Genomic DNA, 23,739 nt, shown 5'->3' with positions numbered 1-23,739 from the left:
GGCTCCGTCACGCACCTATCGGCCAGGTCCGCGCCTCCTGCGCGCGCACCGCCGACCGGGTGCCGACCAGCGTGGCGACGAACGCGAGCACCAGCGCCACCAGCACGCCGAGGTTCGCGTACGCCCACGGCCCCTCCCGGCCCCCGAGCGGGCCGAGGAGGTAGCCCTGCCAGGCCAGCCAGGTCGCCGAGCTGTTGACGACCAAGCCCCATCCGAGCAGCGTGCAGCCGACCACCACGGCGATCGGGAACGGCCGCACGTCGCCGTAGCGCCCGGCGGGGTCGAAGAGGGCGGCCTCGTCGTAGTCGCCGCGCCGCAGCGCGATGTCGGCGAGCATCACGCCGCACCAGGCCGCCACCGGCACGCCGAGCGTGATCAGGAATCCCTGGAACTGGCCGAGGAACTCCCCACCGAAGAAGACCACGTAGACCGTGCCCAGGATCATGATGATCCCGTCGATCAGCGCGGCGACGTAGCGCGGCACGCGCACGCCCATGGCGAGCATCGCGAGGCCGGACGAGTAGATGTCCAGCACCGCGCCGCCGACCAGGCCGAGCACCGCCACCAGCGCGAACGGAACGAGGAACCACGTGGGCAGCGCGGTGGTGAGCGCACCGATCGGATCGGCGGCGATCCCCTCCGACAGCTCGGCGGACGAGCCGGCGAGCAGCAGCCCGAACGCGAAGAGCAGCAGCGGCGCGAGGGCCGACCCGACCGTCGTCCAGACCACCACGCCACGCCCGGACGCGCTGCGCGGCAGGTAGCGGGAGTAGTCGGCGGCGGCGTTCACCCAGCCCAGGCCGAACCCGGTCATGAGCATCACCAGCGCGCCGACGACCGCCTGGGCCGACCCGCTCGGCAACGCGGCCACGGCCGCGAAGTCGACGTCGTCGACGACGAGCAGGATGTAGACGACGGTGAGCACCGCGGTGACGACCGTGATCACGGTCTGCAGGCGCATGATCAGCTGGAAGCCGAGCACGCCTGCCGCGACGGTGAGCGCGGCCACCACGACCAGTGCCACCAGCAGCGTGCCGGTGCCCCCACCCCAGCCGAGCCGGGAGAAGACGGTGGCCGTTGCGAGCGTCGCGAGCGTGGTGAGGACGGTCTCCCACCCCACCGTCAGCAGCCAGGAGATCGCCGACGGCAGCCGGTTGCCCCGCACGCCGAACGCCGCCCGGCTCATCACCATCGTCGGGGCGGAGCCGCGCTTGCCGGCGATCGCGACGAACCCGACGAGCAGGAACGAGAACACGATGCCGACGATCCCGGCCACCAGCGCCTGCGCGAACGAGATCCCGAAACCGAGCGCGAACGCCCCGTAGCTCAGCCCGAGCACCGAGACGTTCGCGGCGAACCAGGGCCAGAACAGCTGGCTCGGCCGGCCGTGCCGCTCCGCGTCGGAGATGACGTTGATGCCGTTCTCCTCGACGCGGAGCGCCGACTGCTGACCTTCGGCCACAGCGGGAAGGTTAGTGCTCCGCGGGCCGGATGTGGTACTCGAAGACCAGCCCGCCGACGGCGAGCAGCAGCAGCACGCCGCCGATCACCAGCAGCCACACGTGCCAGAAGGCGAGCGCGACCCCGCAGAGCGCGGTGGCCGCGGCCACCCCGACCGGCCAGTAGCTGCCCGGGGAGAAGAAGCCCACGTCACCGGCGCCGTCGGACACCTCGGCCTCCGGCTCGTCCTCCGGGCGCGGCTGCTCGAGCCTGCGCGCGACGAACGCGAAGTACGTCCAGATGATCAGCGAGAGGCCACCGGTGAGGAACAGCGCCGCGATGCCGACGGGCTCGTGGGACAGCACGGTGTAGACGATCGCCGCGAGGAAGAAGAACGCGGTGATGATCGCGAAGATGCGCGATTCGACCTTCATGGCGTGCCTCAGCTCCCCGAGGTGACCGGCTGCGACGCGGAGCGAGCCGTGCGGTCGGTGTTGAACGGGTAGGTGGTGTAGGCCTCGGGCGTGCACAGCTGGCCACAGCCGAGCCGCTGCAACGCCTCACCGGCCGTGTAGGGGGCGCCGGTGTCCGGGTTGACCTGCTGCCGCAGGCCGAGCCACTGGTCGAACAACGCCGGCGAGAGCGCCCTGACCTCGAAGTTCATCATCGCGTGGTAGGTGCCGCAGAGCTCGGCGCACCGGCCGACGAACGCGCCCTCGCGGTCGATCGAGTCGATCTGCCACACGTTGTCCTGGTCGTTGACCTCGGGCATCGGGAAGACGTCGCGCTTGAACAGGAACTCCGGCACGAAGAAGCTGTGGATCACGTCGTTGGACCGCTGCGAGAACTCGATGCGCCGCTGCGTGGGAAGCACGAGCAGCGGGATGGTCTCGCTGGTGCCCAGCGTGCTGACCGGGTTGCCGTCCGGCGTGGTCGCGTCCGGGTAGTTGAACTCCCAGTTCCACTGGAACGCGGTGACGTCGACCCGCAGGTCGGGGTCCGGGGCGTCGATGTCGACGTAGTTCTGCACGTTGACGGTGAACGCGAACAGCACCGCCACGATGATCGTGGGGATCACCGTGAAGGTGATCTCGAGCGGCAGGTTGTACTGCGTCTGGCGCGGCACGCTGTCGTCGCCCTTGCGCTTGCGGTGGAACGCCACCGCCCAGAACATCGCGCCCCAGGTGATCGCGCCGACGACGAGCGCCGCGATCGCCGACCACGTCCAGAGCTGGCGCATCGACTCGGCCTGCGGGGTGATCCCCACCGGCCATCCGAAGCGCAGAACCTCGTCCACCGAGCAACCGGTGGTGAGCGGGAGGACCAGCAGCGCCACCCCGGCCAGCTGGACCGCGCGCCTCGTCGGGCTCTGCCTCCTCGACGAGGATCGGTCTTCCCCGTGCTGTGCTCGGCCCACTGCGCGCCGCCCTCCTGAGACCCGTAGCTGCGTGTTCCCGGCCGACTTCGACCTCGCGTAGAGACTAGCCGAGCAGGCCACCGGGGACCGGCCCGGGTGGGCGCAATCGGGTGGCGCCCGCGGGGCTGTCCGTGCCGGAATGGACGCTGTGGTCGAACTCGCCGTCCCCATGACCCTCGACGCCGTCGCACCCGACGACGAGCGCGCGTTGCGCGACTGGTTCACGGTGCTCACCGCGGCGCAGGAGCACGACGTGCCCACCGGGCCGCCGCCGTGCTGGATCGAGCACCGGGCGCGGCTGGTGGCCACCGATCCCGGTTGCGCCGAGACCGCCTGGCTCGCCCGGGGCGGCGCCGGCGAGGCCGTCGGCGTCGCGGTGCTCGCACTGCCCACGCTCGACAACCCGGAGGTCGCGCTCGCCGAGCTCGTCGTGGCCCCGGCGCACCGCAGGCGCGGGATCGGCCGCCGCCTGCTGCACCACCTCTCGGACGCGGCCCGCGCCGCCGGCCGGTCCCGGCTGATCATCGAGGCGCAGGAGCCGCTCGACGAGCCGGGACCCGCGCCCGCGTTCCTCACGGCGGCCGGGGCCCGCAAGGCCCTCGCCGACCAGCGCAGGCGCCTCACCCTGCCGCCCGCCGACCCCGCCCGGCTGGCGGAGCTCGCCGCCCGGGCGCGCGCGGCGGCCGGGGGGTACGAGCTCGTCCAGAGCCACCGCCAGTACGACCGCCTGGGCGAGTGGGAGCTGGACCTGTAGCCCGTCAGGCGGGCAGGACCGCCTGGATCTCCGCCGCGGCGTCCGGCCCGTATGCGTCGCCGAGGCGGGTCAGGGCAGTCGCACGGTCCCAGGTCCACTCCTGCGGGCCGTCGGTCTCGAGCACCTGCACGGCGATGAGGGAGCCCAGCTGCGCGGCGCGCTCCAGCGACAGTCCGCCCGAGATCGCGGCGAGGAAGCCGGCGCGGAACGCGTCGCCGACGCCGGTGGGGTCGACCTTGCCGGTCTCGGGCACGACACCGACCTTCAGCGTCTGCTCGCCGTGGATCTCCACGCCGTTCTCGCCGTGGGTGGTGATCCGGATCTCCACCTCGTCGGCGACCTGCGCCTCGGTCCAGCCGGTCTTCTTGAGCAGCAGCTCCCACTCGTAGTCGTTGGTCAGCAGGTAGCGGGCGCCCGACACGAGCCGGCGGATCTCCGGCCCCTCCATGCGGGCGAGCTGCTGCGACGGGTCGGCCGCGAACGGGATGCCCAGCTCACGGGCCTCGTCGGTGTGGCGCAGCATCGCGTCGGGGTCGTTGGCGCCCACCAGAACGAGCTCGATCCGGTCGGCCAGCGGGGCGAGGGAGATGTCCCGGGAGCGGGCCATCGCGCCGGTGTAGAACGACGCGATCTGACGCATGTCGTCGTCGGTGGTGCAGACGAACCGGCCCGTGTTGACGTCCGGGCAGACGAGCACGGCGGAGCAGTCGACGCCGTTGGCCTCCAGGCGGGCCCGGTACTCGCCGAAGTCCGCCCCCACCGCACCGACGAGCAGCGGCGAGCGGCCGAGCACGCCGAGCGCGAAGGCGATGTTGCCGGCCACCCCACCGGGGCGGATCACCATGTCGTCGACCAGGAAGCTGAGCGAGAGCCGGTCGAGCTGCTCGAGGACGATCTGGTCGGCGAACCGACCCGGGAAATGCATCAGCTGGTCGGTGGCGATGGATCCCGTCACGGCGATAGGCACGGGGAGTCACCCTACAGACGCGAAGGACCCCGGCCGAGGGGTCCGGCCGGGGTCCTTCTGGGAAGCCGCGATCAGTTGAACGAGTCGCCGCAGGCGCAGGAGCCGCCCGCGTTCGGGTTGTCGATCGTGAAGCCCTGCTTCTCGATGCTGTCGACGAAGTCGATGACGGCGCCCTGCAGGTACGGGGCCGACATCCGGTCGACACCGACCTTCAGGCCGCTGAAGTCGCGGAACAGGTCCCCGTCGAGCTCGCGGTCGTCGAAGAACAGCTGGTAGCGCAGGCCGGCGCAGCCACCGGGCTGGACGGCGATGCGCAGGTGCATGTCGTCGCGGCCCTCCTGGTCGAGCAGCGCCTTGGCCTTGAGCGCGGCGGCGTCGGTCAGCTCGACACCGTGCGTCTCGGTCTCGACGGCGGTGGTGTTGTCGACAGTCATGACTCTCCCCAACAGCGTGCGGCGCGATCCTGTTCCCAGCGTACCTCCGGTACCCGGAGTCGCCCGTGTAGCGGCACGACCGTGACGCGGGCCACGGTCAGCTCTTGCTCCACTGACGGGCCACGTGCTCCGCGAGCGCGGCGAGGGTGCCCGCGGGGTCTGCCATCGAGGCCTCCACGCTGCCTGCGTGCTCGGCCACCCCGAAAGCGGCGTCGACGCCGACCGCCGCGGCCTCCCGCCGCCCCACCGACACCTGCCCGGCGAGCACGATGCACGGCAGGCCGCGGTCGGCTGCACCGCGCGCCACGGCGGTGATGAGCTTCCCGCGCAGCGACTGCCAGTCGAAGCTGCCCTCGCCGGTGACGGCGAGCTGGGCCTTGTCGAGCTCGGTGTCCAGGCCGACGAGGTCGCGCACGAGCCCGGCCCCCGACACCCGCCGTGCACCGAGCGCGAGCAGGGCGGCGCCGAGGCCACCCGCGGCACCCGCGCCCGGCTCGTCGCGCACGTCGACCCCGAACGCCGCCGTCAGGACGTCGGCGAAGCGCGCGAGCGCCGTGTCCAGCTCGGCGACGGCGGCGTCGTCCGCACCCTTCTGGGGACCGAACACGGCGGCGGCACCGTGCTGCCCCAGGAGCGGGTTGTCGACGTCGGCGGCCGCGACGAGCCGCACCCCCAGCTCCGGGGCACCGTCGAGCCGCGCGCAGCGGGCGAGCGAGGCGCCGCCGCCGGAGAGCGGGGCGCCGTCGGCGTCGACGGGCACGGCACCAAGTGCGGCGAGCATCCCCGCGCCCCCGTCGGTGGTGGCGGAGCCGCCCAGCCCGACGACGACCACGTCGACGCCCGCCTCGCGCGCGTCGGCGATCAGCTCACCGACCCCGCGCGAGGTGACCGTGCGCGCCACCTCGGGGACGCGCCGTTCCCGCGGCACCAGGTGCAGCCCGCACGCAGCGGCCGACTCCAGGTAGGCGGTGTCCTCGATCCGCAGCCAGCGCGCCTGCACCGGGTCGCCGAAGGGGCCCGTGACCTCCAGCTCGTGCCACTCGCCTCCGCGCGCCGCGTGCAGCACCTCGACGAAGCCGGTGCCGCCGTCGGCCAGCGGGAGGAGCCGCAGCTCGTCGTCCGGGGCGGTGCGGCGCCAGCCCGTCGCGATCGCCTCGGCCGCCGCCGTGGCGGTCAAGGTGCCGCCGAATGAATCAGGTGCCACGACCACTCGCATGCGCCAGACGCTATCGCCCGTAAGGTGACGTGTGTGAGGTTCCTGCGCCGTTCCACGCCGTCGAAGGTCGGCGCCGACTCGTCCGAGTCCGCGGCGCCTGCGCCCACCGACTCCGACCAGTCCCAGCCCAAGCGCACGACGGGCAAGGGGCGGCCCACGCCGAAGCGGCGCGAGGCCGAGGGCAGACGGCGGGGCCCCGCCGCGCCGCCGCCGCGCACGCAGCGCGAGGCCTCTCGGCTGGCCAAGGCGAACCGGCCGAGCAAGGAGGACCGCCGCCGCCTCGCCGAGGAGCGGCGCGAGCGGATGGCCGCGGGCGACGAGCGCTACCTCATGCCGCGCGACCGCGGGCCGGTCAAGGCCTACATCCGCGACGTGGTCGACTCGCGGCCGCACATCATGGGCCTGTTCATGCCGCTCGCGCTGGTCGTGGTGCTCTCGCTGCTGGTCCCGGTGCCGGCAGCCCAGCAATACCTGAGCCTGTTCAGCCTCGTCGCGCTCAGCACGATGATCATCGAGGGGATCTTCCTCGGCGCCTCCATCACCCGGAAGGCCCGGGCGAAGTTCCCGGACGAGCAGATCAACGGCCTGTCCACGGGCTGGTACGCCTTCACCCGGGCCAGCCAGCTGCGGAAGATGCGCATCCCGAAGCCGCGGGTCCAGCGGGGCGCGAACCCCTGACCAGGACCCTGGTTCTCGGCGGCACCCGTTCCGGGAAGTCCCGGTTCGCCGAGGACCTGCTCCCGGCGGAGGCACCGGTCCGGTACGTCGCCACCGCCCGCCGCAGCGCCGGCGATCCCGAGTGGTCGGCGCGCATCGACGTCCACCGAGCGCGCCGGCCCGCGACCTGGACCACGCTGGAGGACGTCGACGTCGCCGCGGTGGTGCGTGCGGGCGGCGGGGTGCTCATCGTCGACGACCTCGCCACCTGGCTCACCGGCGTGCTCGACGACGCAGGGGCTTGGGAGGCGTCGGCTGTCCCGCCCGCCGTGGGTGCGGCGGTCGACGAGCTCGTGGCGGCCGTCGCGGCGGCGCCGGACCGGGTCGTACTGGTGTCGGCGGAGGTCGGTCTCGGCGTCGTGCCGGAGACCCGGGCCGGGCGGCTCTTCCGTGACGAGCTCGGCGCGCTCAACGCCGCGCTGGCCGCCGTGTGCGACGAGGTCGTGCTGCTGGTGGCGGGCCTGCCGCTGCGCCTGAAGTGAGCCGGGTCCCGGTACCCGGCCCGCGGTGGTCGCGCCGAGCCCTGTAGGAACAGCCCGTGGATCTGCCTGCCGTCACCGCTCCCGACGTCGACGCCCGCCGGGCCGCCGTCGCCCGCCACGCCGAGCTGGACGTGCCCGACGGCGCACTCGGCCGGCTGGCCGAGCTGGGGGTCTGGCTCGCGGCGGCGCAGGGGGCCTGCCCACCGCGCCCGCTCGCGCGGCCACGCCTCGTGGTGATCCTGGGTGACCACGGCATCGCGGCGGCCGGCGTGTCGGTCCACGGCCCCGGTGAGACGGTCCGCCAGGCGACCGCGGTGCGCGAGCACGTGGCGCCGGTCGGCGTCCTCGCGACGGTCGCCGGGGTGTCGGTGCGGGTCGTCGATCTCGCTCTCGACACCGACGACCCGGGCCGCCACCGGGTGCGGCGCGGCAGCGGCCGGATCGACCGGGAGGACGCGCTCACGGCCGACGAGACCGAGAAGGCGTTCGCCGTCGGCCGGGCCCTGGCCGACGAGGAGGTGGACGCGGGCGCCGACATGCTGGTGCCGGCGTCGCTCGGCGTCGGAGCCACCACGCCGGCTGCCACGCTCGTCGCCGCGCTCACGCACACCGAGCCGGTGGCCGTGATCGGGCGCGGCAGCGGGATCGACGACGCCGGCTGGATGCGCAAGGCCGCCGCCGTCCGCGACGCGCTGCGCCGCGCCCGCCCGCACGTGCGCGATCCGCTCGCCCTGCTGCGCGTCGCGGGCGGCGCCGACCTCGCCGCGCTCACCGGGTTCTGCGTGCAGGCCGCGCTCCGTCGCACGCCGGTGCTGCTCGACGGGCTCGTCGTGGGGGCGGCCGCGCTGCTCGCCGACGCGCTCGCGAAGGGAGCCCGCGACTGGTGGCTCTACGCCCAGCGCTCCCCCGACCCCGCGATGGCGCTCGTCGAGGAGCACCTGGCCCTCTCCCCCGTGCTCGACCTCGGCATCCGGCTCGGCGACGGAACGGGTGCGATGGCAGCGGTCCCGCTGCTGCAGATGGCCGCGCGGCTGCTGGCGGAGACCGACGCCAGTTGAGGTCGCTCCGGTTCGCGCTCGGCCTGCTGACGGTCCTGCCGGTGCGGCCGGTCGACCCGACCGCCCGGCTCGGCGCCGGTGCACTGCGCTGGGCGCCGGTCGTCGGCGCGGTGCTGGGCGCGGTCGCGGGCGGGCTGCTCGTCGGGCTGGCCGCGCTCGGGGTGCCACCGCTCGTGGCCGGCCTGCTCACCGTCGGGTTCCTCGCGCTCGCCACCCGAGGCATGCACGTCGACGGCCTGGCCGACAGCGCGGACGGCCTCGGCTGCTACGGCCCGCCGGAGCGCGCGCTCGCCGTGATGCGCGAGGGCGGGGTGGGCGCGTTCGCGGTGGTGACGCTGGTGGTGGTGCTCGGCGCGCAGGCCGCGGCGCTTGCCGAGCTGGCCTCCACCGGGCCGACCGCGGTCGGGGCCGTCGCACTCGCCGCGGCCACCGGCCGGGCCGGCTTCTGCTGGGTGGCCCGGCGCGGGGTACCCGCGGCCCGCCCCGGCGGGCTCGGCGCGCTCGTGGCCGGGTCGCAGCCGTGGTGGGTGCCCACGGCCTGGTGGGCGGCGCTGGCCGCCGCAGGCCTCGCCCTCGGCCCGCACGCGACGATCGGGGTCGTGCTGGGTGCCGCGCTCGTCGTCACGCTGTCCTGGCACACCGCACGCCGCTTCGGCGGCATGACCGGCGACGTGCTCGGCGCCGCCTGCGAGCTCGCGACGACCGCGGTGCTCGTGGCGCTGTCGACCTAGGCCGGGACCAGCGTGCGCATCCAGCTGTGCGTGTCGGGGGCCACCCCGCGCTGGATCTCGGTGAGCAGCTTGCGGAGCTTCATCGTGATCGGTCCGGGCTGGCCCCCACCGATCACGACCTCGCCCTCGTTGTGCTTGACGCGTCCGATCGGGGTGATCACCGCGGCGGTGCCGCAGCCGAAGACCTCGCTGATCCGCCCGTCGGCGGCGCCCTCCAGCCACTCCTGGCCGGAGACGCGACGCTCGGTGACCTGGCAGCCCAGCTCCTTGGCCAGCACGAGCAGCGAGTCGCGGGTGATGCCGGCGAGGATGCTGCCGGTGAGGGTCGGGGTGACCACCTCGGCGTCGTCCCCCGTGCCGAAGACGAAGAAGAGGTTGTTGGAGCCCATCTCGTCGACCCAGCGCCGGTCCTCCGCGTCGAGGTAGGCGACCTGGGGGCAGCCGTGCTGGGAGCCCTGGGCCTGCGGCAGCAGCGATGCGGCGTAGTTGCCGCCCGTCTTCGCGGTGCCGGTGCCACCCAGCGCGGCGCGGGTGTAGTCGGTGGACAGCCACACGTCCACCGGCGCGACACCACCAGGGAAGTACGGGCCCGCGGGTGAGGCGATCAGGACGTACAGGTACTCCGCGGCCGGGCGCACCCCGAGCCCGACCTCGGTGGCCAGCATGAACGGGCGCAGGTAGAGCGACTCCTCGCCGCCTGCGGGCGGCACCCACTCGCGGTCGACGCCCACGAGCTCCTCGAGCGAGGAGAGGAACAGGTCGTCGGGCAGCTCCGCCATCGCCATCCGCGCCGCCGACGCCCGGAAGCGCGCCGCGTTGGCCTCGGGGCGGAAGCTCGCGATCGACCCGTCGGGCTGCCGGTAGGCCTTCAGCCCCTCGAAGATCTCCTGCCCGTAGTGCAGCACCATCGTGGCCGGGTCGAGGCTCAGCGGCCCGTACGGCACCACGGCCGGGTCGTGCCAGCCCGCGCCGGACGACCAGCGGATGGTGACCATGTGGTCGGTGAAGTACCGGCCGAAGCCGGGATCGGCGACCAGCTCCGCCCGCCGGGCTGCGGGCACCGGTGCAGGGTTCGGGGTGCGGGAGAACTGCTCGCTCATACCCGAGACGGTACTAGGCCCCGCAACGGTCGGACGTCCGACCATCGGTGGGAACTAGCGGACGTGCGAGGGGACGAACGGGGGCTTCACGACGGCGCATTCCAGGGCGCGGCCGCGCACGTCGACGCTCACCTGGTCGTCGAGGCCGACGCCGGACGCGGTGTCGATGAGCGCGAGCGCGATGCCGGTCTTGAGCGTCGGCGAGAAGGTGCCGGAGGTGGTGGCGCCGACCTGCTTCCCGTCCACGAGCACGGCCATCCCGGCGCGCGGGACGCCGCGGCCGGTGGCCCGCAACCCGCGCAGGCGCCGCGCGGGCCCGGCCTCCTTCTCGGCGAGCAGCGCCTTGCGGCCCCAGAAGTCCGGCTTGGACCAGCCGACGGCCCACCCGCTCCCGGCCTGCACCGGGGTGATCTCCTCGGACAGGTCCTGCCCGTGCAGCGGGTAGCCCATCTCGGTGCGCAGTGTGTCGCGGGCGCCGAGGCCTGCGGGGCCCCCACCGAGCGGCTCGGCCGCGGCGAGCAGGGCGTCCCAGACGCGGAGGGCGTCGTCGGCGGGCACCAGCAGCTCGTAGCCGCGCTCCCCGGTGTAGCCGGTGCGGCAGACGCGGATGCCTGCGACGTCGGCGAACGCCATGTAGTCCATCCCGGCCAGGTCGGCCGCTCCCGGCAGCACCGTGACGAGCGCCTCGGCGGCCTTCGGCCCCTGCACGGCCAGCACTGCGAGGTCGCGGTGCCGGTCGGTGATCTCGACGCCGTCCGGGGCGGCGGCGCGCAGCATCTCGGCCACCCGGCCGGCGTTGGCGGCGTTGGGCACCGCGAGGACCTCGTCCGGGCCGACGAGGTAGACGATGACGTCGTCGACCACGCCGCCGGACTCGGTGCAGCACAGCGTGTACTGCGCCTTACCGGGCCCGATCTTCCCCAGGTCGGCGGTGAAGCAGCGGTTCACGAACTCCGCGGCGCCCGGCCCGGTGATCGCGAGCTTGCCCAGGTGGCTGACGTCGAACACGCCGACCGCCTCGCGCACGCTCGTGTGCTCGGCCACCGTGCCCGCCGGGTAGGCCAGGGGCATCGACCAGCCCCCGAACGCCCCGAGGGTGGCGCCGAGCGCGGTGTGCCGGTCGTGCAGCGGGCTGGTGAGGAGGTCGGCCACGCGGCGAACCTACCCGGCGGGCCCGTCCCCGGATGTGGAGGTGCGCCCACGACCGAGCAGCGTGCAGAGCGCCCACCCGACGGCGAGCGCGACGGCCGTGATCACCACTTGCCGGGTGGGCAGCAGCGCGGCGAACGTGACGCACATCAGCAGGCCGAGCGCGGACGTCCAGCGCGGCCAGCTGCGCTCCGCGGGGGCCATCCGCAGCGCGGCCAGGTTGATCACGGCGTAGTAGACGAGGACCGAGCAGGCCGAGAGCGCGATCGCCGCGACCGGGCCGGCCAGCGCGGCGATGCCGATCGCGACGACGCCGCCGGCGACGTCGGCGCGCAACGGCGTGCCGCGCGAGGAGATGTGGGCGAGGACGCCCGGCAGCTCCCGGCGCCGAGCCATCGCGAGTGCGGTGCGGCTCACCCCGACCAGCACCGACAGCAGCGCGGAGCCGGCCGCCACTGCGGCCCCGGCGCGGACGAGCACGCCGAGCGCGCTGGTCTCCCCCGCGTCGACCACCGTGACGAGCGGGGTGGCCTCGGTGGCGAGCCGGTCGGTGCCGAGCCCGACCACGAGGGCCGAGGCCACGAGCAGGTAGGTCAGCAGCGTGATGCCCAGCGCGAGCGCGACGGCGCGCCGGATCGTGCGCCGGGGGTCGCGCACCTCCTCGCCGAGCGTCGCGATGCGCGCGTACCCGGCGAAGGCGAAGAAGACGAGTGCGGCGGCGGTGAGCACGCCGAGGCCGCCACCGGGACCTGGCACCGCCTCGCCGTCGGGGTTGGTGAGGGGGCTGACGGCGGTGACGTCCGGGCCGAGCAGCCCGATCACCACCACGACCAGCAGCACCGCGAGCGTCCCGCCGACCAGCGCGTACGCCCCTCGGGCCGTCCAGCGCACCCCCGACGTGTTCAGCACGGTGCCGGCGACGATCACCAGCACGGCCGCCGGCAGCGGCTGCGAGGGGAGGACGTACCCGCCGAAGACGCCGGCCGCCGCGGCCGCCGACGAGGTCTTCCCGACGAGGAACGCCACGCCTGCGAGCCGCCCCGCACCAGGAGCGATCCGCTCCCGGCCGTAGACGTACCCGCCGCCGCTCTCCGGGTGGGCGACGGCGAGGTCGGCGGTGGAGGCGGCGTTGCAGGCGGCGACGATCCCCGCGAGCACGACCGCGACCAGCAGCAACGACCCGGCAGCCGCCGCGGCAGGCGCCCAGACCGCGAACACACCGGTACCGAGCATCGCGGCCAGTCCGAGCACCGTGGCGTCGGCCGTACCCAGTCGGCGCTGCACGCTCGAGGACACGGCGTCCACCCTTGCACCCGGGCCTGGCCGCTCCGACGGCACGTGGGTGTCATTAGCATTTCGAACCGGTCTCGCCCCCTTCTTCCGAGAGGACCCCACGCGTGTCCACCGACCTGCACATCGCCGACGGCTCGCCCGTCACCGCCGACGTCGACGCCGTGGTCATCGGCCTGCTTCCCGCGGCCGAAGGGGAAGAGCTCCCGCGCCTGGCCCCGGGGGCCACGGAGATCGCCGAGGCGTTCGGCGGCGAGGCCGAGCTGGTCGGCCTGCTCGCCGTGGTCGGGGCCGGCGGCAAGGCCGACGAGGTCGTGAAGCTGCCCACGCGCGGGGCGATCACCGCGCCGCTCCTGGTCGGCGTGGGGCTCGGCGCCCCCGACGAGGGCGGGGAACCGCACGCCGAGCAGGTGCGGCGGGCCTCCGGATCCGCGGCGCGCGCACTGGCCGGCACGGACCGCGCCGTCAGCACGCTCGGGCGGCTCGACCTCCGCGCGGCGGCGGAGGGCACCCTGCTCGGCGCCTACACCTTCACCGCCTACCGGTCGAACGGCGGCGGCCGCACGCCCGTCGGCAGCGTCGGGCTGCTCGCCGAGGACGGGCAGGAGGAGGTGCTGCGCACCGCCACCGCGGTCGCCGGTGCCGTCCGGAACGCCCGGGACCTGGTCAACACCCCGCCGAACGACCTCTACCCCGAGACGTTCGCCGCCCGGGCGAAGGAGCTCGCCGAGGCCGCGGGTGTCGAGGTCGAGGTGCTCGACGACGAGGCGCTCGCCGCGGCCGGTTTCGGCGGCGTGCTGGGCGTCGGCGGCGGGTCGTCCCGCAAGCCGCGGCTGGTGCGGCTGCGCTACGCGGGCGGGCCGGACCCCCGCGCGGAGGTCGCGCTCGTCGGCAAGGGCATCACGTTCGACACCGGCGGCATCTCGATCAAGCCCGCCGCGAACATGGACCACATGACCTCGGACATGAGCGGCGCCGCCGCCGTGATCGCCACCACGGTGCTCGCGGCGCAGCTGCAGCTGCCGGTGGCCGTCACCGCCACCGTCCCGATGGCCGAGAACATGCCGAGCGCCACCGCCTACCGGCCCGGCGACGTGCTGCGGATGTACGGCGGGAAGACCGTCGAGGTGCTCAACACCGACGCCGAGGGCCGCCTCATCCTCGCCGACGCGATCGTCCGCGCCGCCGAGGACGACCCCGACTACCTGGTGGAGACGTCCACGCTGACCGGCGCCCAGCAGGTGGCGCTCGGCATGCGCACGGCAGGCGTGATGGGCAGCGACGACTTCCGCGACCGCGTGGCCGCCCACGCCCGCGCCACCGGCGAGGACGGCTGGGCGATGCCGCTCCCCGAGCACCTGCGCGCCGACCTGGACTCCCGCATCGCCGACATCGCCAACGTCACCGGCAGCCGATGGGGCGGCATGCTCGTGGCAGGCACGTTCCTGCGCGAGTTCGTGCCCGACGGCCTCCAGTGGGCCCACATCGACATCGCAGGCCCGGCCTTCCACGCGGGCGGCCCGTACGGCTACGTGACGAAGGGCGGCACCGGCGTACCGGTCCGCACCCTCCACGCCCTGCTCGCCGACATCGCGAAGAACGGCTGACCCCAACCCCGGCGAGTCCGACGTACCGACACGGCGAGTCGGGCGTTCTGCTCGCCGGGGCAGGCCTCCTGCGTCAAGGCCTCCTGGCTCCAGGCCTTGCTTCCTCAGGGCCTCCTGGCGGCGCCGCGCATTGTGCGGGGCCGCCCCTCACAGCTCAAGGGCGCTGCGCGTCGCTCCGCGATCGCTGGCGCGACCCTTGACCTGCGAGCCTCTGCGACCCCTTGAGGGCAAGCAGTGCGGGCAGGCCCAAGGACCTGCCCTCTTGGTGCGCGGCGCCGCCAGGAGGCCGGTGTCGGGCATCTGTTTGCGCGTCGCGCACCCGGTTTGGGCTCGCGCACCCCTTGTCGGTCCATGCAACCGGTCGACGGGCCGCGTGGCCCGAGAACCGGTGCGGGAACCTGGCAGATCAGCCCCGAGCAGTACACGACGGCCTCGCCGGTGACTCTGGCGTGCTCCTCGCGCCGATCAAGCCTGGCCGCGACCTGGCTCCCGCCCCATGATCGCTGTTTCGGCGCGTTCCCGGCCGTATTTGGCCGTTCTCGCGCCGAAGCCGTGATCATGGTCGTGAGGCCAGCTTCGGTGGCGCCGCGCGCCGAAGGGGCTGGCCCGTGGCCTGCCCGCGAAGCGGGCCCTCAGGGGCCGCAGAGGCTCACGGGTCAAGGGTCGCGCCAGCGATCGCGGAGCGACGCGGAGCGCCCTTGAGGCGTGAGGAGCGGCCCCGCACAATGCGCGGCGCCACCGAAGGCCCGGTGGGAGGTGGCCTGAACGGAGCGTGCGCCCCCGGTCGTCGGACTCACCGTGTCAGTCCGCCCGACTCACCGTGTCAGTCCGCCCGACTCGCGGCTCAGGGCTCGAGACCGTCCCGGCCCGCCCGCTTGCGGAGGATGCGCTCGCGAGCGTCGTGGTCGCGCATGCGTTGCGGGTAGCCCACGAGCTGGACGTCGTAGACGGGCATCGAGAGCGAGCGGGCGAACCGGCGCGCCTCGGACGGGCCGGTGATGCGCCGTCTCGTCCACGCGCCGTGCTTGTCGACCAGCAGCAGCGTGGTCTCGGTGACCGTGGTGCGCGGTTCGACGAAGCCCTCGACGCCCTCGTGTGACGCGGCCCAGACGCGCAGGTGCGCCAGCCCGTCGTCGGCGGAGCGTCTGCGAGCGCCGATCCGGCCGTTCGTCAGCCTTGCCAGCAGGCCCATCCGACCCACCTCCCGTTGCGCTCAACGCAGGAGGGCGGTGATTCGCTCCCGGGCCACCAGGCGCCGCGCCCGGCACCGGCGGATGACAAGATGGCTTCGGCGGCGTGACATGCCGTGTCCACACCTGTGGCAGCCGATTGGTAGGGGAGAACACACGTGCCCGAGCACAACGCGGACCTGGTCGTTCTCGGTGGGGGTTCGGGCGGCTATGCAGCCGCGCTGCGCGCCGCCGAGCTGGGCATGTCCGTGGTGCTGGTGGAGCGCGACAAGCTGGGCGGCACGTGCCTGCACTACGGCTGCATCCCCACCAAGGCGCTGCTGCACGCCGCGGAGGTGGCCGACGCGGCCCGCGAGGGCGACAAGATCGGTGTGAAGAGCTCGCTGGCCGGCATCGACATGGCCGGTGTCAACGGCTACAAGGACGGCGTCGTCGCGAAGCTCTACAAGGGGCTGCAGGGGCTCGTGAAGTCCCGCAAGATCAACCTCGTGGAGGGCACGGGCCGGTTCGAGGCGCCGAACGCCGTGGTGGTCGGTGATGATCGTTACGTCGGCCGCAACGTCGTGCTGGCCACCGGCAGCTACGCCAGGTCGCTGCCCGGCCTCGAGATCGGCGGCCGGATCATCACCAGCAACGAGGCCATCCACCTCGACACCGTGCCCAACCGGGTGGTGGTGCTGGGTGGCGGTGTGATCGGCGTGGAGTTCGCGTCGGTGTTCCGCAGCTTCGGCGCCGAGGTCACCATCGTGGAGGCGCTGCCCCGCCTCGTCCCCGCGGAGGACGAGTTCTCCTCCAAGCAGCTCGAGCGGGCATTCCGCCGCCGCAAGATCGCGTTCAAGACGGGCGTGAAGTTCACCGGCGCGAAGCAGACCGACGACTCGGTCACCGTCTCGCTCGAGTCCGGCGAGGAGATCGAGGCCGACCTGCTGCTCGTCGCCGTCGGCCGCGGACCCAACACCGCGGGCCACGGCTACGAGGAGGCCGGCATCACCATGGAGCGGGGGTTCGTCCTCGCCGACGAGCGGCTGCGCACCAACCTGCAGAACGTGTACGCCCTCGGCGACATCGTCCCCGGCCTCCAGCTCGCCCACCGCGGCTTCCAGCAGGGGATCTTCGTGGCGGAGGAGATCGCGGGGCTCGCCCCGGCGCCGATCGACGAGGCCGGCATCCCGCGTGTCACCTACTGCGAGCCGGAGGTCGCCTCGGTCGGGCTCACCGAGGCGCAGGCCCGGGAGAAGCACGGCGACATCCAGACGCTCGTCTACGACCTCGCCGGCAACGGCAAGAGCCAGATCCTGCAGACCCAGGGCGCCATCAAGCTGGTCAAGGCGGGCGGCGAGGGCACGCCCGGCCCGGTCGTCGGGATCCACATGGTCGGCGCCCGCGTCGGCGAGCTCATCGGCGAGGCCCAGCTCGTCTACAACTGGGACGCACAGGCCGAGGACGTCGCGGCCCTCGTGCACGCCCACCCCACCCAGAACGAGGCGTTCGGGGAAGCGCACCTCGCGCTCGCCGGCAAGCCGCTCCACAGCCACAGCTGACCGGCCCTTCGAACCCCGAACCGCAGAAAGAGGAGCTCCGACCCGAAATGGCCTTCTCCGTCCAGATGCCCGCCCTCGGTGAGAGTGTCACCGAAGGCACCGTCACCCGGTGGCTCAAGCAGGAGGGCGACCGGGTCGAAGTCGACGAGCCACTGCTCGAGGTGTCCACCGACAAGGTCGACACCGAGATCCCCTCGCCCGCCGCGGGCGTCCTGCAGCGCATCGTCGCGGGCGAGGACGAGACCGTCGAGGTCGGCGGCGAGCTCGCCGTGATCGGCGACGCCGACGAGGCGCCCGCCGACGACTCCGGCGGCGACGTCGAGACCCCCGCGGAGAACGCGACGCCCGCCGAGGAGGTGGCCGACGCCGAGGAGGAGCCCGCCCCGGCCTCGTCCGACGCGCCCTCCTCCGACCGGGACGAGCCCGCGGAGGCCCCGCGGGCCGCCACGGGGCAGGCCGCTCAGGGCACCGCGGTGCGGATGCCCGAGCTCGGGGAGAGCGTCACCGAGGGCACCGTCACCCGGTGGCTGAAGCAGGTCGGCGACAGCGTCGAGGTCGACGAGCCGCTGCTCGAGGTGTCCACCGACAAGGTCGACACCGAGATCCCCTCCCCCGTCGCCGGCACTCTGCTGGAGATCACGGCGAACGAGGACGAGACCATCGACGTCGGCGCGCAGCTCGCCGTCATCGGCGACGCCGCGGCGGGCGGCGGGCAGGACGCCCCGGCGCAGGCGCCGGAGGAGGCCGCCGAGCCGAAGCAGCGCGAGCCGGAACCCGAGCCCGCACCCGCGCCCTCCCGCCAGCAGGCCGAAGCGCGTCCGTCGGGTGACGGCGCCGCCGCACGGGCCGAGGCGCCCGCCGAGGAGCAGGCCGAGCCCGAGGCCGGGGCGCAGGACAACGGCGCCCGCGGCGGCGCGCCGTACGTCACGCCGCTGGTCCGCAAGCTCGCCGCCGAGCACGACGTGGACCTGTCCACGATCACCGGCTCCGGCGTCGGTGGCCGCATCCGCAAGCAGGACGTGCTGGCCGCCGCCGAGGCGAAGAAGCCGGCTCCGGAGCCCGCGGCCGCTCCGGCGGCGCAGGAGGCCGCTCCGGCACCGGCCGCGCAGGCGGCCCCCGCCGGCGCTCCCCCGCGGCAGGTGCCGAAGCCCGCGGCGGGCGCCCCGGAGCCGGGCACCACCGTGAAGCTGCCGCGCCTGCGCCAGGTCATCGCCCAGCGGATGACCGACTCGCTGCGGATCTCCGCGCAGCTCACCACGGTGCAGGAGGTCGACGTCACGCGGATCGCCGCGCTGCGGGCCCGCGCCAAGGCCGAGTTCGAGCGGCGCGAGGGCGTCAAGCTGACGTTCCTGCCGTTCTTCGCGAAGGCGACCGTCGAGGCGCTCAAGGCGTTCCCGCAGGTCAACTCGTCGATCAACGAGGAGACCAAGGAGGTCACCTACCACGGCGGCGTGCACCTGGCCATCGCGGTCGACACCCCGCGCGGCCTGCTCGTGCCGGTGATCAAGAACGCCGAGGACCTCAACATCGCCGGGCTCGCCCGCCGGATCGCCGACGTCGCGCAGCGCACGCGCGACAACAAGATCGGCCCCGACGAGCTGTCTGGCGGCACGTTCACGATCACGAACATCGGCAGCGCAGGCGCGCTGTTCGACACGCCGATCATCAACCAGCCGCAGGTCGCCATCCTCGGCACGGGCAAGATCACCAAGCAGCCCGTGGTGGTGACGGGACCGGACGGCGAGGACGCCATCGCCGTCCGCTCGGTCTGCTACCTGCCGCTCACCTACGACCACCGGATCGTCGACGGCGCCGACGCCGGCCGGTTCGTGAGCGCGATCAAGGCCCGGCTCGAGGAAGGCGCCTTCGAGGCCGATCTGGGTCTCTGACACGGGGTCGTGAGCGGATACGGGTGCTGGAGCACGCGTATCCGCTCACGACTTCGTAGGGGAATCGGAGGATGATCACACCCCGCCACCCGCGCCCCCGGTCGCGATCCCGAGCGGCTTCGGCGAGGATCTCGGCGTGCGTGTGGTCGTAGCCGGTTCGTCCGGCCTGATCGGTACCGCCCTCGTCGCCGACCTCCGGCACGCGGGTCACGAGGTCCTGCGGCTCGTCCGGCGGCGCCCCGCTGCTCCGGACGAGCGCGGGTGGGACCCGCCGGCGGGCCGGATCGACGACGGGACGTTCGACGGTGTCGACGCCGTCGTCAACCTGGGTGGCGTCGGCATCGGGGACCGGCCGTGGAGCGGTGCCCGCAAGCAGCTCGTACGCGACAGCCGCAACGTCCCGACCGAGGTGCTGGCGACCGCGGTGGCGCGGCACGGCGTTCCGACGCTGCTGAGCGCTTCGGGGGTGCACTTCTACGGCGACACCGGGACCCGCGTCGTCGACGAGACCGCCCCGTCCGGCACCGGGTTCCTCCCGGAGGTGTGCCGCGACTGGGAGGCCGCCACCGCGCCGGCCTCCGAGGCCGGTGCCCGCGTGGTGCTGATGCGCACGGCCGGCGTGCTCGCCCCGCACGGAGGGCTCCTGGGACGGCTGCGGCCGCTGTTCTCGCTGATGCTCGGCGGCCGGATCGGCACGGGCCGCCAGGCGTTCCCCTGGATCTCCCTCGACGACGAGGTCGGGGCGGTGCGGTTCCTGCTGGAGCACGACGAGGTGGCGGGTCCGGTCAACCTGGCGGGCCCCGAGCCGGCCACCAACGCCCAGTTCACCTCGGCGTTCGCGGAGGTGCTGAACCGACCGGCGCCGTTCGTCGTGCCCGCCGCCGTGCTGCGCGGCGTGCTGGGGCAGCTCGCCGAGGAGCTCGTCCTCACCGGCCCGTTCGTCGTGCCGGCGGTGCTGCAGAAGCACGGCTACCCGTTCCGCCACCTGACGATCCGCGAGGCGCTCCAGGCCGCCGTCGAGCGCGCCTGAGAGTACGAGGCCACCGAGGTAGCGTGAGACGCATGGTGACCCGCTCCTGCCGCCGCAGCACCGAGCCCCTGCGGATCGACCACCTCGGCGTCGTCGACTACCTCGCTGCGTGGGACGTCCAGCGCGCCAACGCCGACGCCCGCCGCGCCGGCACCGCCCCCGACGTGCTGATGCTGCTGGAGCACCCCTCGGTCTACACGGCAGGCAAGCGCACGCAGCCCGAGGACCGGCCCACCGACGGCACCCCCGTGGTGGACGTCGACCGCGGCGGACGGATCACCTGGCACGGGCCCGGCCAGCTCGTCGGCTACCCGATCGTCGGGCTGGCCGAGCCGCTCGACGTCGTCGACTTCGTGCGGCGGCTCGAAGAGGCCCTCATCCGAGTGGTGCACGACGCCGGGATCACGACCGCGGGGCGGGTGGACGGGCGCAGCGGTGTGTGGCTGCCGGCCGACGATCGCCGCCCGGAACGCAAGATCGCGGCCATCGGGGTGCGGGTGCAGGGCGGCGTCACCCTGCACGGCTTCGCTCTCAACTGCGAGCCCGACCTCGCCGCCTACGACCGGATCGTGCCCTGCGGCATCACCGACGCGGGCGTCACGTCCCTCTCCGCCGAGCTGGGGAGGCCCGTACCGGTGGCCGAGGTCGTCCACGCCGCGGGCGCGGCCGTCGCAGCGGCCCTCGACGGCTCACTGCCCGTGGCCGAGCACCCCGTGCTCCGGGCGCAGGCGCCGGCCGGGCTCGACCTTCGCCTGCACCCGGCGCTCGGCTGAGCCCGGTCCGGCTCCTCAGCCCAGCTGCGGGGCCACCTCGGACGCGATGAGCTCCACCTGGTCGAGGTCGGCGAGGTCGAGCAGCTGCAGGTAGATCCGGGTGATGCCGGTCTTCTCCCGCCACTGGCCGAGCCGGTCGACCACCTCGGACGTCGTGCCGGCGATCCCGTTCGCGCGCAGGTCGTCCACCTCGCGCCCGATCGTCAGCGCCCGGCGAGCCACCTCGGCGTCGTCGCGGCCCACCGCGATCACCTGGGCGACGGAACGCACGATCTCGGACGGCTCGCGCCCGATCGCCTGGCAGGCCGCGTCGACCCGCTCGAACTGCGCGGCGACGACGTCGATCGGCGAGAAGCCCACGTTGAACTCGTCGGCGAACCGGGCCGCGAGCGCGGGGGTGCGCTTCGGGCCGTGCCCACCGACGATCACCGGCGGGTGCGGCTGCTGCACGGGCTTGGGCAGCGCGGGTGAGTCGGTGACGGTGTAGTGCTCGCCCGAGAACGAGTACCGCTCGCCGGGCAGGGTGTCCCAGAGCCCGGTGATGATCTCGAGCTGCTCGGTGAGCCGGTCGAACCGCTCACCCAGGCCGGGGAAGGGGATGCCGTACGCGGCGTGCTCGGCCTCGAACCAGCCCGCGCCGAGGCCCAGCTCCACGCGGCCGCCCGACATCTGGTCGGCCTGCGCCACGGCCACCGCGAGCGGACCGGGCAGCCGGAACGTGGCCGAGTTCACGAGCGTGCCCAGCCGGATCCGCGACGTCTCGCGCGCGAGGCCGGCGATCGTGAGCCAGGCGTCCGTCGGCCCGGGCTCGCCGGACACGTCGCCCATCTTCAGGAAGTGGTCGGATCGGAAGAACGCGTCGTAGCCGGCCGCCTCGGCGGTGGTGGCGACGCGCAACTGGTCGTCGTAGCTGGCCCCCTGCTGGGGCTCGGTGAAGATCCGCAGGTCCACCCTCCGAACCTAGCCCCGGCGCCCGTGCTACTGCCGTGCAACCCCTGCCTGTGCGCAGACGCGGCGTAGCCTTGGGCCGTGACGATCGCACCCGAGGGTCGCAAGCTCCTGCGCCTGGAGGTCCGCAACAGCGAGACCCCGATCGAGCGCAAGCCGCCGTGGATCCGGACGAAGGCCCGCACCGGCCCGCAGTACACCGAGCTCAAGTCGCTCGTGCGCTCGGGCGGGCTGCACACCGTGTGCGAGGAGGCCGGCTGTCCCAACATCTACGAGTGCTGGGAGGACCGCGAGGCCACGTTCCTCATCGGCGGTGAGCAGTGCACCCGCCGGTGCGACTTCTGCCAGATCGACACCGGCAAGCCCGCCGCGCTCGACCGCGACGAGCCGCGCCGGGTCGCCGAGTCCGTGCGCACGATGGGGCTGCGCTACTCCACGGTCACCGGCGTCGCCCGCGACGACCTGGAGGACGGCGGTGCGTGGCTCTACGCCGAGACCGTGCGGCAGATCCACGAGCTCAACCCGGGCACCGGCGTCGAGCTGCTGATCCCCGACTTCAACTCGCGCGACGACCAGCTCGCCGAGGTGTTCGGCTCCCGCCCCGAGGTGCTCGCGCACAACCTGGAGACGGTGCCGCGGATCTTCAAGCGGATCCGGCCCGCGTTCCGCTACGAGCGCTCCCTCGAGGTCATCACCAAGGCCCGGTCGGCGGGGCTGGTCACCAAGTCGAACCTGATCCTCGGCATGGGCGAGACCCCCGACGAGGTCACAGCGGCGCTGCACGACCTGCACGGGGCCGGCTGCGAGATCATCACGATCACCCAGTACCTGCGCCCGTCGGCCCGCCACCACCCGGTGGAGCGCTGGGTGAAGCCCGAGGAGTTCGTCGAGCACGCCAAGGTGGCCGAGGAGATCGGCTTCGCCGGGGTGATGGCCGGGCCGCTGGTGCGCTCGTCCTACCGCGCTGGCCGGCTCTACGCCCAGACCGTCGCCCACCGCGGCGAGGAGCTCTCCCCCGAGCTGGCCCACCTGGCGGCCGAGGGACCGGCAGCGCAGGAGGCGAGCTCACTGCTGGCGCGCTGACCCGGCTGCAGCCGCGGCCCGGCGCTCGCGGTGCACCGCGACGCCACCCACCACCAGCACAACGCCGGCCACCTCCAGGGCGGTCGGCAGCTGGGCGAGCACGACGATCCCGATCGCCGTCGCGGTGGCCGGCAGGAGCGAGACCATCAGGGCGTAGGTGCCGCGCGGCAGGCGCGCCATGGCGAGCTGGTCGCACACGTACGGGATCACCGACGACGCGATGCCCACGCCGATGCCGGCCGCCAGCGCCACCGGGTCGACGAACGCCGGTGCCGCGTCCAGGAAGCCGATCGGCGCTGCCACGACCGCGGCGACGAGCATGGACAGGGCGAGGCCGTCGATCCCCGAGACGTGCGGGTTCCGCGAGACCCGGTGGCCCAGCACGATGTAGAGCGCGAACAGCACCGCGTTCACCGCGGCGAACGCGAACCCCCACGGCTCGGCGACCAGGCGCACGTCCGAGAGCAGCCAGACGCCCGCGACGGCCAGTCCGAGCGCGGCGCCGTTGCGCAGCGTCCGCGCGCCGACCGCGGCCAGGACGATCACCGGCAGGAACTCGATCGCGGCGACCGTGCCGAGCGGGATCCGGTCGATCGCCAGGTAGAACACGCTGTTCATGATCGCCAGCACCGCTCCCCACGCGAGCACGAGCCGGCGCGTGCCGGCGTCGAGCCGCCGCCACACCCGCCACGGCCTGCGCCACAGCGCGAAGACCAGGCCCGCGGCGGCGATCCGCAACCAGGCCACGCCGAGGACGTCGATCCGCGCGAACAACAGCACCGCGAACGCCGGCCCCAGGTAGTGGAAGACGGCGCTCACGACGAAGTACGCGTGCGGAGGCACCCGGTTGGCCTGCATCGGCCTATCGTCGACGGCGCGACCGGCGAGAGCCATGGACATCGGAAGGCGGAACAGCCTGATGA

The 23,739-nt window shown here is 73.8% G+C and carries 23 protein-coding genes; 11 read left to right on the top strand and 12 right to left on the bottom strand.

Annotated elements, in window-relative coordinates; genetic code table 11:
- Nucleotides 1–7: 7 nt before the first annotated feature.
- From FB388_RS10585 to ctaC, 3 genes are read right to left on the bottom strand one after another with little or no spacing between them, the layout of a single operon-like run.
- Nucleotides 8–1,462: a purine-cytosine permease family protein gene (locus FB388_RS10585; RefSeq protein WP_142099881.1), complete on the bottom strand. Its 1,455-nt coding sequence runs from the start codon at nucleotides 1,460–1,462 to the stop codon at nucleotides 8–10.
- A gap of 10 nt (nucleotides 1,463–1,472) precedes the next feature.
- Nucleotides 1,473–1,874: a cytochrome c oxidase subunit 4 gene (locus FB388_RS10580; protein WP_142099879.1), complete on the bottom strand. Its 402-nt coding sequence runs from the start codon at nucleotides 1,872–1,874 to the stop codon at nucleotides 1,473–1,475.
- 8 nt (nucleotides 1,875–1,882) lie between these two features.
- Complete coding sequence (ctaC, locus tag FB388_RS10575; protein WP_246121803.1) at nucleotides 1,883–2,776, bottom strand: aa3-type cytochrome oxidase subunit II; 894 nt, start codon at nucleotides 2,774–2,776, stop codon at nucleotides 1,883–1,885.
- Nucleotides 2,777–2,996: 220 nt separating this feature from the next.
- On the opposite strand from ctaC, the gene FB388_RS10570 reads away from it, so the two are divergent.
- Nucleotides 2,997–3,611, top strand: a complete 615-nt coding sequence (locus FB388_RS10570) for a GNAT family N-acetyltransferase (protein ID WP_142099875.1) — start codon at nucleotides 2,997–2,999, stop codon at nucleotides 3,609–3,611.
- A gap of 4 nt (nucleotides 3,612–3,615) precedes the next feature.
- On the opposite strand, the gene FB388_RS10565 is transcribed toward FB388_RS10570, so the two are convergent.
- From FB388_RS10565 to FB388_RS10555, 3 genes are all read right to left on the bottom strand, one after another.
- Nucleotides 3,616–4,536, bottom strand: a complete 921-nt coding sequence (locus FB388_RS10565; RefSeq protein WP_142102871.1) for a carbohydrate kinase family protein — start codon at nucleotides 4,534–4,536, stop codon at nucleotides 3,616–3,618.
- A gap of 113 nt (nucleotides 4,537–4,649) precedes the next feature.
- On the bottom strand, nucleotides 4,650–5,012 hold the full coding sequence (locus FB388_RS10560) for a HesB/IscA family protein (RefSeq protein WP_142099873.1): 363 nt from the start codon (nucleotides 5,010–5,012) through the stop codon (nucleotides 4,650–4,652).
- A gap of 97 nt (nucleotides 5,013–5,109) precedes the next feature.
- Complete coding sequence (locus tag FB388_RS10555; RefSeq protein ID WP_142099870.1) at nucleotides 5,110–6,228, bottom strand: glycerate kinase family protein; 1,119 nt, start codon at nucleotides 6,226–6,228, stop codon at nucleotides 5,110–5,112.
- Between the two features lie 33 nt (nucleotides 6,229–6,261).
- Between FB388_RS10555 and FB388_RS10550 the strand changes: the two genes are divergently transcribed.
- Genes FB388_RS10550 through FB388_RS10535 form a run of 4 tightly spaced genes read left to right on the top strand, consistent with a single transcriptional unit; the run spans nucleotide 6,262 to nucleotide 9,216 of the window.
- Nucleotides 6,262–6,906 carry a DUF3043 domain-containing protein gene (locus tag FB388_RS10550; RefSeq protein WP_142099868.1) on the top strand — a complete coding sequence of 215 codons (645 nt, stop codon included), beginning with the start codon at nucleotides 6,262–6,264 and terminating at the stop codon, nucleotides 6,904–6,906.
- Complete coding sequence (gene cobU / locus FB388_RS10545; protein WP_342787916.1) at nucleotides 6,825–7,427, top strand: bifunctional adenosylcobinamide kinase/adenosylcobinamide-phosphate guanylyltransferase; 603 nt, start codon at nucleotides 6,825–6,827, stop codon at nucleotides 7,425–7,427. Before FB388_RS10550 ends, cobU begins: the two co-directional genes overlap by 82 nt.
- A 56-nt stretch (nucleotides 7,428–7,483) precedes the next feature.
- Entirely contained in the window at nucleotides 7,484–8,485 is a 1,002-nt protein-coding gene (locus FB388_RS10540) for a nicotinate-nucleotide--dimethylbenzimidazole phosphoribosyltransferase (RefSeq protein ID WP_142099866.1), read from the top strand.
- Complete coding sequence (locus FB388_RS10535; RefSeq protein WP_142099864.1) at nucleotides 8,482–9,216, top strand: adenosylcobinamide-GDP ribazoletransferase; 735 nt, start codon at nucleotides 8,482–8,484, stop codon at nucleotides 9,214–9,216. Before FB388_RS10540 ends, FB388_RS10535 begins: the two co-directional genes overlap by 4 nt.
- On the opposite strand, the gene FB388_RS10530 is transcribed toward FB388_RS10535, so the two are convergent.
- From FB388_RS10530 to FB388_RS10520, 3 genes are read right to left on the bottom strand one after another with little or no spacing between them, the layout of a single operon-like run.
- Nucleotides 9,213–10,316 carry a branched-chain amino acid aminotransferase gene (locus FB388_RS10530; RefSeq protein WP_142099862.1) on the bottom strand — a complete coding sequence of 368 codons (1,104 nt, stop codon included), beginning with the start codon at nucleotides 10,314–10,316 and terminating at the stop codon, nucleotides 9,213–9,215. The genes FB388_RS10535 and FB388_RS10530 overlap by 4 nt on opposite strands.
- 54 nt (nucleotides 10,317–10,370) lie before the next feature.
- The gene (gene gcvT, locus FB388_RS10525; protein WP_142099860.1) at nucleotides 10,371–11,468 is read right to left on the bottom strand and encodes a glycine cleavage system aminomethyltransferase GcvT; all 1,098 of its coding nucleotides are present in this window, start codon (nucleotides 11,466–11,468) and stop codon (nucleotides 10,371–10,373) included.
- 9 nt (nucleotides 11,469–11,477) lie between these two features.
- On the bottom strand, nucleotides 11,478–12,761 hold the full coding sequence (locus FB388_RS10520; protein WP_246121802.1) for an APC family permease: 1,284 nt from the start codon (nucleotides 12,759–12,761) through the stop codon (nucleotides 11,478–11,480).
- A 101-nt stretch (nucleotides 12,762–12,862) separates the two neighbouring features.
- Between FB388_RS10520 and FB388_RS10515 the strand changes: the two genes are divergently transcribed.
- Nucleotides 12,863–14,362 (top strand): leucyl aminopeptidase, encoded by a 1,500-nt coding sequence (locus FB388_RS10515; protein ID WP_142099859.1) that lies wholly within the window; start codon nucleotides 12,863–12,865, stop codon nucleotides 14,360–14,362.
- Nucleotides 14,363–15,206: 844 nt separating this feature from the next.
- On the opposite strand, the gene FB388_RS10510 is transcribed toward FB388_RS10515, so the two are convergent.
- Complete coding sequence (locus FB388_RS10510) at nucleotides 15,207–15,554, bottom strand: oxidoreductase (protein WP_142099857.1); 348 nt, start codon at nucleotides 15,552–15,554, stop codon at nucleotides 15,207–15,209.
- Between the two features lie 156 nt (nucleotides 15,555–15,710).
- Between FB388_RS10510 and lpdA the strand changes: the two genes are divergently transcribed.
- The 4 genes from lpdA to lipB all read left to right on the top strand — a co-directional run bounded on the left by lpdA (nucleotide 15,711) and on the right by lipB (nucleotide 20,785).
- Nucleotides 15,711–17,093: a dihydrolipoyl dehydrogenase gene (lpdA, locus tag FB388_RS10505; protein ID WP_142099855.1), complete on the top strand. Its 1,383-nt coding sequence runs from the start codon at nucleotides 15,711–15,713 to the stop codon at nucleotides 17,091–17,093.
- 47 nt (nucleotides 17,094–17,140) lie between these two features.
- Nucleotides 17,141–18,982 carry a 2-oxoglutarate dehydrogenase, E2 component, dihydrolipoamide succinyltransferase gene (sucB, locus tag FB388_RS10500; protein WP_142099853.1) on the top strand — a complete coding sequence of 614 codons (1,842 nt, stop codon included), beginning with the start codon at nucleotides 17,141–17,143 and terminating at the stop codon, nucleotides 18,980–18,982.
- A 136-nt stretch (nucleotides 18,983–19,118) separates the two neighbouring features.
- On the top strand, nucleotides 19,119–20,012 hold the full coding sequence (locus FB388_RS10495) for a TIGR01777 family oxidoreductase (RefSeq protein ID WP_142099851.1): 894 nt from the start codon (nucleotides 19,119–19,121) through the stop codon (nucleotides 20,010–20,012).
- Nucleotides 20,013–20,044: 32 nt separating this feature from the next.
- Nucleotides 20,045–20,785: a lipoyl(octanoyl) transferase LipB gene (gene lipB, locus FB388_RS10490; protein ID WP_211361844.1), complete on the top strand. Its 741-nt coding sequence runs from the start codon at nucleotides 20,045–20,047 to the stop codon at nucleotides 20,783–20,785.
- Nucleotides 20,786–20,800: 15 nt separating this feature from the next.
- On the opposite strand, the gene FB388_RS10485 is transcribed toward lipB, so the two are convergent.
- A complete protein-coding gene (locus FB388_RS10485) occupies nucleotides 20,801–21,736 on the bottom strand; it encodes an LLM class F420-dependent oxidoreductase (RefSeq protein WP_142099847.1) in 936 nt (311 codons plus the stop codon).
- A gap of 78 nt (nucleotides 21,737–21,814) precedes the next feature.
- Here FB388_RS10485 and lipA point away from each other — a divergent pair, with 78 nt between their 5' ends.
- Nucleotides 21,815–22,816 carry a lipoyl synthase gene (lipA, locus tag FB388_RS10480; RefSeq protein ID WP_142099845.1) on the top strand — a complete coding sequence of 334 codons (1,002 nt, stop codon included), beginning with the start codon at nucleotides 21,815–21,817 and terminating at the stop codon, nucleotides 22,814–22,816.
- Here the strand turns inward: lipA and FB388_RS10475 are convergent.
- Nucleotides 22,799–23,674, bottom strand: coding sequence for an EamA family transporter (locus FB388_RS10475; RefSeq protein ID WP_246121801.1), 876 nt, complete (start codon nucleotides 23,672–23,674; stop codon nucleotides 22,799–22,801). The two genes, lipA and FB388_RS10475, sit on opposite strands and share 18 nt — an antisense overlap.
- Nucleotides 23,675–23,739: the final 65 nt, after the last annotated feature.

The organism is Pseudonocardia cypriaca, assembly GCF_006717045.1.
GTDB classification, from domain to species: domain Bacteria; phylum Actinomycetota; class Actinomycetes; order Mycobacteriales; family Pseudonocardiaceae; genus Pseudonocardia; species Pseudonocardia cypriaca.
This window is presented reverse-complemented; position numbering and strand designations above follow the sequence as displayed.

Coding starts and splice junctions, on each gene's coding strand:
- FB388_RS10580 (WP_142099879.1), bottom strand. CDS start 1,874: ATGAAGGTCGAATCGCGCATCTTCGCGATCATCACCGCGTTCTTCTTC.
- FB388_RS10570 (WP_142099875.1), top strand. CDS start 2,997: ATGGACGCTGTGGTCGAACTCGCCGTCCCCATGACCCTCGACGCCGTC.
- FB388_RS10565 (WP_142102871.1), bottom strand. CDS start 4,536: ATGCATTTCCCGGGTCGGTTCGCCGACCAGATCGTCCTCGAGCAGCTC.
- FB388_RS10560 (WP_142099873.1), bottom strand. CDS start 5,012: ATGACTGTCGACAACACCACCGCCGTCGAGACCGAGACGCACGGTGTC.
- FB388_RS10555 (WP_142099870.1), bottom strand. CDS start 6,228: ATGCGAGTGGTCGTGGCACCTGATTCATTCGGCGGCACCTTGACCGCC.
- FB388_RS10530 (WP_142099862.1), bottom strand. CDS start 10,316: ATGAGCGAGCAGTTCTCCCGCACCCCGAACCCTGCACCGGTGCCCGCA.
- FB388_RS10510 (WP_142099857.1), bottom strand. CDS start 15,554: ATGGGCCTGCTGGCAAGGCTGACGAACGGCCGGATCGGCGCTCGCAGA.
- sucB (WP_142099853.1), top strand. CDS start 17,141: ATGGCCTTCTCCGTCCAGATGCCCGCCCTCGGTGAGAGTGTCACCGAA.
- lipB (WP_211361844.1), top strand. CDS start 20,045: ATGGTGACCCGCTCCTGCCGCCGCAGCACCGAGCCCCTGCGGATCGAC.
- FB388_RS10475 (WP_246121801.1), bottom strand. CDS start 23,674: ATGCAGGCCAACCGGGTGCCTCCGCACGCGTACTTCGTCGTGAGCGCC.